The organism is Enterococcus malodoratus ATCC 43197, assembly GCF_000407185.1.
Lineage (GTDB): Bacteria > Bacillota > Bacilli > Lactobacillales > Enterococcaceae > Enterococcus_A > Enterococcus_A malodoratus.
On record NZ_KE136481.1, the window covers coordinates 413,933 to 425,595 of the forward strand.

The 11,663-nt window shown below is 37.8% G+C and carries 10 protein-coding genes; 2 read left to right on the top strand and 8 right to left on the bottom strand.

Annotation, left to right across the window (positions count from 1 at the left end):
• Positions 1-47: 47 nt before the first annotated feature.
• From parC to I585_RS01985, 3 genes are all read right to left on the bottom strand, one after another.
• On the bottom strand, positions 48-2,495 hold the full coding sequence (gene parC / locus I585_RS01975) for a DNA topoisomerase IV subunit A (protein ID WP_010739358.1): 2,448 nt from the start codon (positions 2,493-2,495) through the stop codon (positions 48-50).
• A 14-nt stretch (positions 2,496-2,509) separates the two neighbouring features.
• A complete protein-coding gene (gene parE / locus I585_RS01980) occupies positions 2,510-4,537 on the bottom strand; it encodes a DNA topoisomerase IV subunit B (RefSeq protein ID WP_010739359.1) in 2,028 nt (675 codons plus the stop codon).
• A 303-nt stretch (positions 4,538-4,840) separates the two neighbouring features.
• A complete protein-coding gene (locus I585_RS01985) occupies positions 4,841-5,269 on the bottom strand; it encodes a CoA-binding protein (protein ID WP_010739360.1) in 429 nt (142 codons plus the stop codon).
• Positions 5,270-5,392: 123 nt separating this feature from the next.
• Here I585_RS01985 and plsY point away from each other — a divergent pair, with 123 nt between their 5' ends.
• Positions 5,393-6,022 (top strand): glycerol-3-phosphate 1-O-acyltransferase PlsY, encoded by a 630-nt coding sequence (gene plsY, locus I585_RS01990; RefSeq protein WP_010739361.1) that lies wholly within the window; start codon positions 5,393-5,395, stop codon positions 6,020-6,022.
• Complete coding sequence (locus tag I585_RS01995; RefSeq protein WP_010739362.1) at positions 6,023-6,637, top strand: NUDIX hydrolase N-terminal domain-containing protein; 615 nt, start codon at positions 6,023-6,025, stop codon at positions 6,635-6,637.
• Positions 6,638-6,830: 193 nt separating this feature from the next.
• On the opposite strand, the gene I585_RS02000 is transcribed toward I585_RS01995, so the two are convergent.
• The 5 genes from I585_RS02000 to xerC form a co-directional block, all read right to left on the bottom strand.
• Complete coding sequence (locus I585_RS02000) at positions 6,831-7,700, bottom strand: aldose 1-epimerase family protein (RefSeq protein WP_010739363.1); 870 nt, start codon at positions 7,698-7,700, stop codon at positions 6,831-6,833.
• A gap of 14 nt (positions 7,701-7,714) precedes the next feature.
• On the bottom strand, positions 7,715-8,503 hold the full coding sequence (gene codY, locus I585_RS02005) for a GTP-sensing pleiotropic transcriptional regulator CodY (RefSeq protein ID WP_010739364.1): 789 nt from the start codon (positions 8,501-8,503) through the stop codon (positions 7,715-7,717).
• A 16-nt stretch (positions 8,504-8,519) separates the two neighbouring features.
• Positions 8,520-9,911 (bottom strand): ATP-dependent protease ATPase subunit HslU, encoded by a 1,392-nt coding sequence (gene hslU, locus I585_RS02010; RefSeq protein ID WP_010739365.1) that lies wholly within the window; start codon positions 9,909-9,911, stop codon positions 8,520-8,522.
• A gap of 89 nt (positions 9,912-10,000) precedes the next feature.
• Complete coding sequence (gene hslV / locus I585_RS02015; RefSeq protein WP_010739366.1) at positions 10,001-10,546, bottom strand: ATP-dependent protease subunit HslV; 546 nt, start codon at positions 10,544-10,546, stop codon at positions 10,001-10,003.
• 165 nt (positions 10,547-10,711) lie between these two features.
• A complete protein-coding gene (gene xerC, locus I585_RS02020; RefSeq protein ID WP_010739367.1) occupies positions 10,712-11,593 on the bottom strand; it encodes a tyrosine recombinase XerC in 882 nt (293 codons plus the stop codon).
• Between the last annotated feature and the right edge of the window lie 70 nt (positions 11,594-11,663).

Sequence of the window (11,663 nt, forward strand, 5' to 3'; positions counted from 1 at the left end):
ATTAATACAGATGCCGTTTATCTATGCATTTTTATAATACACAAGAGCTAATCTTCAACCAACTCCTGTGGTCGTAGAACAGAGAAAAGTTCTCCATCTTTTTTCTCATCAATTGCAAAAGTACCATTGGAAATTCGATCACTGATAGCGACATCCGAAATTTCAATTTCTTTTTCAACGCCCTTGCTAGTCGTTAAAACAAGTTTCCCTTCAGTTTCAGTCGTCATATAGGCTAACCGATGCGGATTCTTCTTCAATTCTCGGAAAATCAATAAACCACGTTTGGCTCGACCTAATTGTGGTAATTCTTGCGCCAGCATTCTTTTTGCTGCCCCGCGTTGGCTCAGTAATAAAACAGGCGAATCCCCTTCTGAAGGGATTAATGCTCCCGCTACCACGTAATCTCCTTCTTTTAAATTAATAGCTTTAACACCGGCCGCTTTAGATCCTACTACAGGAACTTCTTCTAAAGGATAACGTAACCCGAAAGCGCGATGCGACGCGATAAATACATCAACATTACGTGTTTCATTCGTTAAGAAAACGGAAACGATTTGATCAGTGTCACTTTTCATTTTCATCGCTGTTGTAGGTCGGCTGCGATACGTACGCCAAGGTGAAAATTCTGTCATACGCGTTTGCTTGATCATACCCTCTTTACTCATAAAGATGAAGAGCTTGTTGGCATCAATTTCTTTATATGGGAAAGCCGCGATGATTTCTTCAGTCATCGATAAATTCGTAATCGTTTGAGAAATATGCTCGCCGACATCTTTCCATTTCAATTCTGTGATTTCATGAACTGGACGATAGATCATATTCCCATGATTCGTTAAAATCAGTAAATGATCAAGTGTGTTTAACTTATTGATGAAAATAATCGAATCGCCATCCTTCATACCATGTTCATCAGGGCGTGAAGCATTATACGAGCGCAAACTGCTGCGTTTCAAATATCCTTCTTTTGTCAAAGTTACGATGACATCTTCTTGGGCGATCAACACTTCTGTTTCAATCTTGATTTCACTGATTTCATCTTCAATTTGTGTTAAACGATCGTTTCCGTAGCTTTTCTTGATTTGTCTTAATTCTTGTTTCATGACTTTGTGTAATTCTTTTTCACTGTTCAAGATTAGACGTAATTCTTTTATTTCAGCAGCTAATTCATCTGCTTCTTTCTCTAACTGTGTGATATCCGTATTAGTCAAACGGTACAATTGCAATGTTACAATTGCTTCTGCTTGCTCTTCACTAAAGTCAAAACGTTCGACCAAATTGTTTTTGGCATCCTTTTTATCCTTGCTGCCCCGAATCGTCGTAATAACTTCATCAAGAATCGATAGAGCTTTTACCAATCCTTCAACAATATGTTCGCGTTTTTGTGCTTTTGCAAGCTCATATTGACTCCGTTTGGTTATTACGGATTTACGATGGCCAACATAGCTCTCTAAAATATGCTTCAATCCAACTTGTTGCGGCGTCATGTTATCAATCGCAACCATATTGAAGTTGTAGTTGATTTGCAAATCGGTATTCTTAAATAAATAATTTAAAATACCTTGCGCATTAGCATCTTTCTTCAGTTCAACAACCACTTGTAACCCAGTACGATCTGATTCATCACGTACTTCAGCAATCCCATCAATCTTTTTATTTAAGCGTATCTCATCCATTTTTTTAACTAGAACAGCTTTATTCACTTCATAGGGAATTTCATGAATGACAATCTGTTGTTTGCCGCCCTTAAGAGCCTCAATCGAAGTTTTCGAACGAAGAATAACCTTCCCTTTGCCAGTTTCATAGGCTTTTTTGATTTCTGCTTTTCCTTGTAAGATGCCGCCTGTTGGAAAATCTGGACCAGGGATATATTCCATGATTTTTTCTAAAGAAGCATTCGGATGATCAATCAAGTAAATCGCGCCATCAATAACTTCAGATAGATTATGTGTTGGGATTTCTGTCGCATACCCTGCCGAAATACCTGTAGAACCATTGACCAATAGATTTGGATAGGCCGCAGGTAAAACAGTTGGCTCTTTTTCCGTATCATCGAAGTTCCAAACAAAATCAACGGTTTCTTTTTCGATGTCTTTCATCATCTCGCCGCTTAATTGTGATAACCGTGCTTCGGTATATCGCATTGCTGCTGGTGGATCCCCATCCATCGAACCATTATTCCCATGCATCTCAATTAATACTTGACGTAGTTTCCAGTCTTGACTCATTCGAACCATCGCTTCATAGATTGAACTATCGCCGTGAGGATGATAATTACCCATGATGTTTCCGACTGATTTAGCAGATTTTCGAAATCCTTTATCATACGTATTACCGTCTTTATTCATGGCATATAAAATTCGACGTTGAACAGGTTTCAAGCCATCGCGAATGTCAGGCAACGCTCGTTCTTGAATAATATATTTTGAATAGCGGCCAAACCGGTCACCCATTACCTCTTCCAATGTTAACTCTTGAATTGAATGTTTCGTATCCATTCTTTGACCACCTCCTATTCATCGAACAAACTGATTGTTTTTACTTCATCAGCTGTTTCCTCTAATTTATTTTTTTCAGCTACCGAAATAGCTGAATCTTCTTCCTTATTGTCTAACAAGCTTCCATCTTCTTCTAACGTAAATTGAACATGATTTTCAATCCATTTACGACGTGGTTCAACTTTATCACCCATTAAGGTCGTAACGCGACGCTCAGCTTTAGCAGCATCGTCAATTCGTACACGGACAAGTGTACGATATTCTGGATCCATCGTAGTTTCCCATAATTGATCCGCATTCATTTCCCCAAGACCTTTGTAGCGTTGCAACATATAACCTTTGCCCACTTTATCCGTCACTTCTTGCAATTCATCATCAGTCCATGCATATTCAAGAACTTGTTTACGTCCTGAACCTTTTGAAACTTTGTATAATGGCGGTAAGGCAATATAGACCTTCCCTGCTTCAATCAACGGTTTCATATAGCGATAGAAAAATGTTAATAACAAAACCTGAATATGGGCACCATCAGTATCCGCATCGGTCATAATAATAACCTTGTCGTAATTGCAATCTTCAATTGAAAATTCTGGCCCTACTCCTGCACCAATAGTATAAATCATGGTGTTAATTTCTTCGTTTTTCAAAATATCCTGCATTTTGGCTTTTTCAGTATTAATAACTTTTCCACGTAATGGCAGAATTGCTTGGAATTTCCGATCACGTCCCTGTTTTGCCGAACCGCCGGCGGAATCTCCTTCGACTAAAAACAATTCGTTTCTAGCAGCATTACGTGATTGTGCCGGTGTTAACTTCCCTGAGAGTAGAGACTCGCCCTTTTTACGTTTCTTACCATTACGACTTTCTTCACGAGCCTTACGTGCTGCTTCGCGAGCTTCGCGGGCTTTAATCGCTTTGCGAACTAACATTTGACTATTCTCGCTATTTTCTTGCAGATAGAACCCCATTTGCTCTCCGATAACATTGTCAACGGCACCGCGAGCTGCCGGTGTACCCAACTTTTCTTTCGTCTGTCCTTCAAATTGCAAAAGGTTCTCTGGGATTCGTACAGATAAGACCGCAGATAACCCTTCACGGAAATCTGAACCTTCCAAATTCTTATCCTTCTCTTTTAGCAACCCTGACTTACGAGCATATTCATTAAATGCTTTGGTCATGGAGGTCTTCATACCAGACTCGTGTGTACCGCCATCTTTTGTTCTTACATTATTAACAAACGAAAGAAGGTTTTCTGAGTAGCCATCGTTGTATTGATATGAAAATTCCACTTCGATTCCATCACGTTCACCAGAAAAATAAACGACAGGTGTCAATGTATCTTTATCTTCATTTAGATATTCGACAAATTCTTTGATACCTTCTTCAAAGTGAAAAATTTCTTGGACCTGCTCATCTCCACGTAAATCCGTTAAGGTAATTTTTACACCACGTAACAAGAAAGCAGATTCTCGTAAACGCTCTGATAATGTTTCATATGAAAAGTGTAAAGTTGAAAAGATTTGAGCATCAGGTAAAAAATGCACTGTAGTTCCGTTGGGTTTACGAGTCTTACCAATTTTCTTCAACGTGCCCTGTGGTTTACCACCATCTTTAAATTCTTCGCGATATTCTACCCCGTCTCGAACGATCGTCACATTCAACCACTCGGATAACGCGTTCACTACACTAGCACCGACACCATGCAAGCCGCCGGAAGTTTTATAGCCGCCTTGTCCAAATTTTCCTCCAGCATGAAGAATCGTGAAGATTACCTCGACAGTCGGGATTCCAGATGCATGCATTCCAACTGGCATTCCGCGCCCTTTATCACTTACTTCGACGCTGTTGTCTGGATGAAGTGTGACTTCAATTTCACTTCCGAAACCAGATAATGCTTCATCGACCGCATTATCGACGATTTCATAAACCAAATGATGTAGGCCTCGACCATCTGTCGAACCTATATACATCCCTGGACGTTTTCTAACCGCTTCTAATCCCTCTAATACCTGGATTGAAGCGTCATTGTATTCATTGTTCATTTTAGCCAATCCTACAACTCCTTACTCCTGCTTAACGTAATTATTTTTTGAGAAAATAAATTTATTGTTCGTACTATATGCCATTTAACAAAGATAATGAAAATTCAATTTTTTCATTAATTGCATTCTCTATTGAATGCGCCCCTTTTTATTAGCTTGATGCAACGAGGATCATAAGGGTAAAGTTAAACAAGCAACTTTATCAAAAGTACATCATTTGTATGATACGCTAAAAAAACTCAAAAAAAAAGCCTCTCCTGTTGCTGAAAAGGCATTTTAATCTTTTTTTTTAATAAAATCAACTCAACGATTATGCTTTTTGTTCAATTCAATCTTCACGCAACGATCCATCACAATGTCGTTCCGTCCGTGATCTTGTAATATTTTGGCTGCTTTATCACTACTTAAACCGAGCTGTGCCCAAAAAACTTTAGCATCTGTTTTCAGAAATTCCTCTGCCACTGCTGGTAAAAATTCACTACGCCTAAAAATATCCACAATTTCAATCGTTTCTGGTACTAACGATAAATTTTCTACAACAGGAATCTCATTGATCGTTTGACCAGCCAATTTTGGATTTACACCATATAATTTATAGCCGTACGTTTTTAATAAGTCAGCTATTTGGTAACTAGTTTTTTCAGGATTATCACTTAGACCGACAACCGCAATCACTTTTGCTTCATCTAAATATTGAAAAATTTTTTCTTGACTAGGATTTTGAAAACTCATTTGCTCGCCCTCGCTCAATTCAAATTTTTTATTGATAGCAATTAGTATATCACGAGATTAGAATTTGTTCACTCTTTTGAAATCTGCTAAAATAGCCTTATTAATAGAGAAATGAGGATTCGTATGAAAACCGCTATACTTTTAGTCCTAGCTTACCTTCTAGGCTCCATTCCTTCTGGAATTTGGATTGGGAAACTTTTTTTTAAGAAAGACATACGTGAGTTTGGTAGCGGCAATTCAGGGACTACTAATACCTTTCGCGTGTTAGGAAAAACAGCAGGTCTTGTTGTTTTCGCAATGGATTTATTGAAGGGTACTTTAGCAACTTGTCTGCCTCTTATTTTTCATTTAGATATTAATCCATTATGGTTTGGTCTGATTGCTGTCATCGGCCATACATTGCCGATTTTTGCCGGTTTTAAAGGGGGAAAAGCGGTAGCTACTAGTGCAGGGATGTTATTAGGCTTTGCTCCTTTGTTTTTTTTCTATTCACTGGCGTTTTTCCTGATCGTTCTTTATATAACTAGTATGGTTAGCGCAGCCAGCATCGCTTCTGCAATCTTTGTTACTTTATCATCAATTATATTGCCTTATATTTGGCCAACAATTTTGCCTACACAAAACTGGTTATTGACAATCGTCTGTCTGGCCTTGACTTGTTATATCATTTATCGTCATAAGGAAAACATTCAACGAATCAAAGATGGAACGGAAAACCGCGTTTCTTTTGGGCTAAATAAAAAGGAGAAATAAATGGATGATCAATTTCTAGATTGGGCAATCGAATTACAAGCATTAGCTCAAGCCGGTTTGGCTTACACAAAAGATCCTTTTGATCAAGAGCGCTTCGAACGTATCCGTACCATCGCTGTAGAAATGCTTGCGATCGAATCACCAATTCCGATACCAAAATTGCGTAATTTATTTGCTGAAGAAAGCGGCTATCCTACGCCTAAGTTGGATACACGAGCAGCTGTTTTTAAGAATAATAAAATTTTGTTAGTTCAAGAAAAAGATGGCCTTTGGTCTCTGCCTGGCGGGTGGGTCGATTTCGATCAATCAATCAAAGAAAATACAGTCAAAGAAACCTTAGAGGAAACTGGATTAAACGTTGAACCTGTGAAAGTTATTGCTATTCAAGATCGAAATAAACATAATCTACCACGTTACGCTTATAGTGTCTGCAAAGTTTTTATCGAATGTCGTTTTCTTGATGGCGGATTTATAGAGAATATTGAAACTCTTCAAATCGATTGGTTTGAACTAAGCGCATTACCGCTATTAGCTGAGGAGAAAAACACCGCAGAACAAATTGAACTATGTTTTGCTGCACATGCCGATGGGAGTTGGCACGTACCATTTGACTAAAAAATCTGTCACCTTAAAAAGTGACAGATTTTTTTCTTATCAACACTTCTAAGAAATGAGTGACTCTTTTTTTGGTAAATAATTGCGTATATATATATCATTTCAGTTAATTAAGTCAGGATTGAAATAACTCTATTGTAGAATATTCGTATTTTACAAAACAAAAAAAGGCTGGGGCCGAGCCCCAACCTTTCTAACTAACTGTAATTGAAAATTCGGTTTTAAAATTTTCTTTTGCAGCCAAACGATTCATTCCTTCTTTATCCTCTAGACGTCCATTGCTATCCACAGTATCCGCGAATCCCCACCAAGGTTCAATACAAACAAACGGTGCCTCAACTGGATATGGCGACCACAGGCCTACGTATGGGATATTGTTATAGGCTAATGTGACACTGTGAGAAGATTCCTCGCTACCTAAAGTATATGCGTTTAGTCCACGCGTTTCATAAATCAAGGCATCTTCTTTAAATAATTCATGGCTTAATTGAATATTTGTATTCGTTTGTCCAATTGTTTTTTGATCAAGATTGGCAAATGGACCTTCTAATGGAATCTTCACCCGTGATTTTTGTGGAGAAAAAGCGATGAAATAATCATCAAAAGACAAATCATCCGTCAATGGAATATTGAAAGCCGGATGCCCGCCTAATGCAAAAATCATTTCTTCATTTCCTGTATTCTCCACATTGAATCGAATGCGAACTCCTTCACCCCAAATTTCATAGCTGATTGTCAATATAAAATCAAACGGGTAAATACGTTTTGTTTCTTCATCGCTAGCAAGCAAAAAAGTTACTTTATCTTTCTTTTGTTCAACAACTGTAAATTCTTTATCGCGAGCAAAACCATGCTGACCCATTGAGTATACTTTATCTTTATACGTATATTGATTATCCTTTAATCGACCAACAAATGGAAATAGAAATGGTGCATGTCGCCCCCAGTACTTAGGATCTGCTTGCCAAATATATTCAATCTCATTAGCTCGTAAACTCGTAAGTTCTGCACCTTTCTCGTTAATTGTCGCTTGTAAGAAATCATTGCTGATTATCACTGACATAAGTAATCCACTCCCTATTTATGACGTACTAGTTCATCTTTAAACAACGGATTCAATACTTTCAAATAAGTCCCCTTCATACCAAGAGAACGGGATTCAATAATCCCTGCCGATTCTAATTTTCGCAAAGCATTCACGATCACCGAGCGAGTGATACCGATCTTGTCTGCGATATTTGATGCTGTCAATCTACCTTCATCGCCTTCTAAAGCATCAAAAATTGCTTTGACTGCTTTTAATTCGCTGTATGAAAGTGTGCTGATCGCCATTTGAACAGCTGTCTGACTGCGAATCTTTTCCTCGACATTTAAGAATTGCTGATATAAAACTTCCATTCCGATAACAGTTGCACCGTATTCAGCCAACACAAGATCATCATCATCAAACGCTCCTTCAGTTCGAGCTAGTACAATTGTACCTAGACGTTCTCCTGATCCAAAAATCGGAATAACCGTTGTTAATCCATTAGGATAAAGTTCAGCACGTTCGGTCGGAAATGCTGTCAAATCATTAGCCACAGGAATATTTGCCTTTGTTTTAAAGACTTCCTTCATTTCAGATACATAACTATCTGGAAACTGACGATCGACAAGAAAAGATCGGACTCGATCAGTATTAATGTCAATTTTTTCATTTAGTCCCAACAATTCCCCTTCGGCTCCAATAATATAAGTCAACGAGCCTAAGATATCCCCTAATATTCGCGCCATATTATTATAAGGTAGCTCTGCAGCTGGTTCAAAGGCATTTTTTTGCTGCATTAACTTATTTATTTGACGAGTTTTTTCTAATAATGTTTCCACTTTTTCCCCTCCATTTTTAAAGAATAAAACGACTTAAATCTTTATTTTGAGCAATCGATGCTAATTTTTCATCCACATACGCTTCTGTAATCTTAATCTCACCCATTTGCATATCTGGTGCTTCAAATAAAAGATCCTCTAACAATTTTTCCAATATTGTGTGAAGACGACGAGCGCCAATATTGTCAGTCTCACGATTGACATCAAAAGCGATTTGAGCAATTCGTGTGATTGCTTCTTGCGTAAAAACAATTTTGACATTCTCTGTACCAACTAAGGCAACATACTGCTTAATCAAGGCATTATTTGGTTCAGTCAAAATTTTAACAAAGTCTTCAGCTGAAAGATCACTTAACTCTACACGAATAGGAAAACGCCCTTGTAATTCTGGAATTAAATCACTCGGTTTAGAGAAGCTAAATGCACCACTAGCTATAAATAGAATGTGATCTGTTTGAATCGCGCCATATTTAGTATTAACCTGCGAACCTTCAACGATAGGCAAGATATCTCTTTGAACTCCTTCACGAGAAACTTCCCCTGAATTTTGTTGTGACTTAGAGGCAATCTTATCGATCTCATCAATAAAAATAATACCTGAACTTTCGGCTAGTTTAATTGCGGCAGTATAAATATCGCCATCATTGACTAATTGTGCCTGTTCTTCTTTTACTAAGAGTTCTTGAGCTTCCTTAACGGTTACTGTACGATGAACTTTTTTATCCGGTGTCAGTGCACCTAACGTGTCAGTCAAATCAATTCCCATCTGTTCCAACCCGTTATTCATCGGCATAGCTTTTTTAGGTTCAGTTATTTCGATTGTTACTTCTCGTTGATCAAGCATTCCCTTTTCTAACTGATCAAGAACGGTTTGACGATTAACCTTAATATCCTCTGTGACTTCTTCTTTTGGTTCAGTTTGTGCTTGGTTAAAGATGTTCATCATTTGTTCGTACGGGTTATTACTTTGTTTCTGTTCCTTTTTAATTCCTGGAACTAGAATTTTCACCAAGCGCTTATTGGCCCGTTTTAAAGCTTGTAAATAAACTTTTGAGTATTGCTCCTTCTCAACAATCGTAATTGCATTTTCAACTAAATCACGAACCATTGATTCCACATCACGACCAACATAACCTACCTCTGTAAATTTCGTTGCCTCAACTTTGACAAAAGGTGCCTTGACGATTCTTGCCAAACGCCGAGCAATTTCAGTTTTACCTACACCTGTTGGTCCGATCATTAAAATATTCTTTGGGGTAACCTCTTGCTGCATCGACTCTTCTAACTGCATCCGTCTATAACGATTCCGTAGAGCAATTGCTACAGAACGCTTTGCTTCATCTTGACCAATAATAAATTGATCCAATTCACTAACGATTTCTTTTGGTGTTTTATTAACTTCAGTCATCTTGACTCTCCTTACTCGTATTAATAGATTTCTTTCTTATGACATATATTAGGTCGACAAAAATTTGCTTTGATCTATACTTTTAAAAACTACATTTCTTCAACAATAATATTGTGGTTTGTAAAAACACAAATATCTGCAGCAATATTTAATGCACTTTCGGCTATTTCTTTTGCATCCATATCAGAATTATACTTTTTCATTGCCCGTGCTGCGGCTAGGGCATAATTACCACCTGAACCAATGGCTAAGATACCGTCATCTGGTGCAATCACCTCGCCATTGCCAGAAACCAGCAACATCTCTTCATCATTCATAACAATTAGCAGGGCCTCCAAATTTTTCATTGCTTGTTGAGTGCGCCATTCTTGCGCCAGCTCAACAGCCGCCCGTTGCAAATTGCCATTGTATTCATTCAATTTGCCTTCAAATTTTTCTTCTAAAGTAAACGCATCCGCAACACTCCCAGCAAATCCAACAACGACCTTGCCATTATAAATTCGACGCACTTTTCGCGCAGTTCCTTTCATAATGACTTGTTCTCCCATTGTAACTTGACCATCACCAGCCATTGCTAACTTTCCATCTTTTTCAATTGCACAAATTGTAGTTGAGTGAAATTGTGATTCAGACATCTTACTCTCTCCTCATATATTAGTATTATTTTTATTTTACTTAGAAATTTTTATGATAAAAATTATTTACACGCTTTGTTTATAACGATCATTTTTGAATCAAAGCAGTCAGATCCTTTTCATTTCTAAAGCTGAGAAAAATGGTAGGTTGTTATCCATTTCAATTTAAGCTCTTGGATGAAACGAACGATAACTCTTTTGGAGACTCTCCTTTGTAACATGGGTATAGATTTGCGTCGTCGATAAATTAGCGTGTCCCAACAATTCTTGAACTGTTCGTAAATCAGCACCGTTATTCAACAAATGTGTCGCAAACGTATGCCGTAGCATATGAGGATGAATATCACTAGTCAAACTGCTTTTCTTTATAATCTGATTGAGTACATATTCGATCCCGGTCGCTGTAATCTGTTCTCCACGATGATTAATAAAAAGATAATCATGATCTTTACCGAAATGATCCATCAAACCTTTACGTCCATCACTGATAAACTCTTGAATTGCATCCGCTGCGTAAGAACCTAGCGGGACATAGCGATCCTTGTTTCCCTTCCCATGAATCAGCATCACACTATTATCAAAATCAATGACTGATAATCTTAGATTGGCGCACTCGCTGACCCGTAATCCGGATCCGTAAAGAACTTCTAATAATGCGCGATTACGTTGATCCAGGGGTGTCGTGCCATCGACACTCGTAAAAAGAACTTCAATCTCTTTTTCATAAAAAAAACGCGGTAGTCGTGCTTGCTTTTTCTTGAGGTGAACATAAGAAAAAGGATTCTCTTTAATTTTTTCGTGTTTCAAGAAATAATGATAAAAAGATCGTAGGCTAGCGATTTTTCGACTAATCGTGTTACGACTATATTTTTTATCGTTTAGGTAAGCTAAATAGACCCGTACATCCAGATGATCAACAGTTAATAATGCTGCTTCACCTGAATCTTCTAAAAATTGGCAAAAGTCATTTAGGTCTCGCTGATAGGCTTCTTTTGTTTTTTCTGAGTAGCCGCGTTCAGTCATTAAATAACTCATAAACTCTTGCATTGCCAGTTCATTTTCCAAACTTTTACTCACCTCACAAACATATCACAAATGTAGCATAAGCGCTTTTTAA

What these genes read in the sequence shown, in the direction of transcription:
- parC (WP_010739358.1), bottom strand. Translation starts at nt 2,495, where the DNA reads ATGGATACGAAACATTCAATTCAAGAGTTAACATTGGAAGAGGTAATG.
- parE (WP_010739359.1), bottom strand. Translation starts at nt 4,537, where the DNA reads ATGAACAATGAATACAATGACGCTTCAATCCAGGTATTAGAGGGATTA.
- I585_RS01985 (WP_010739360.1), bottom strand. Translation starts at nt 5,269, where the DNA reads ATGAGTTTTCAAAATCCTAGTCAAGAAAAAATTTTTCAATATTTAGAT.
- plsY (WP_010739361.1), top strand. Translation starts at nt 5,393, where the DNA reads ATGAAAACCGCTATACTTTTAGTCCTAGCTTACCTTCTAGGCTCCATT.
- I585_RS01995 (WP_010739362.1), top strand. Translation starts at nt 6,023, where the DNA reads ATGGATGATCAATTTCTAGATTGGGCAATCGAATTACAAGCATTAGCT.
- I585_RS02000 (WP_010739363.1), bottom strand. Translation starts at nt 7,700, where the DNA reads ATGTCAGTGATAATCAGCAATGATTTCTTACAAGCGACAATTAACGAG.
- hslU (WP_010739365.1), bottom strand. Translation starts at nt 9,911, where the DNA reads ATGACTGAAGTTAATAAAACACCAAAAGAAATCGTTAGTGAATTGGAT.
- hslV (WP_010739366.1), bottom strand. Translation starts at nt 10,546, where the DNA reads ATGTCTGAATCACAATTTCACTCAACTACAATTTGTGCAATTGAAAAA.
- xerC (WP_010739367.1), bottom strand. Translation starts at nt 11,593, where the DNA reads ATGCAAGAGTTTATGAGTTATTTAATGACTGAACGCGGCTACTCAGAA.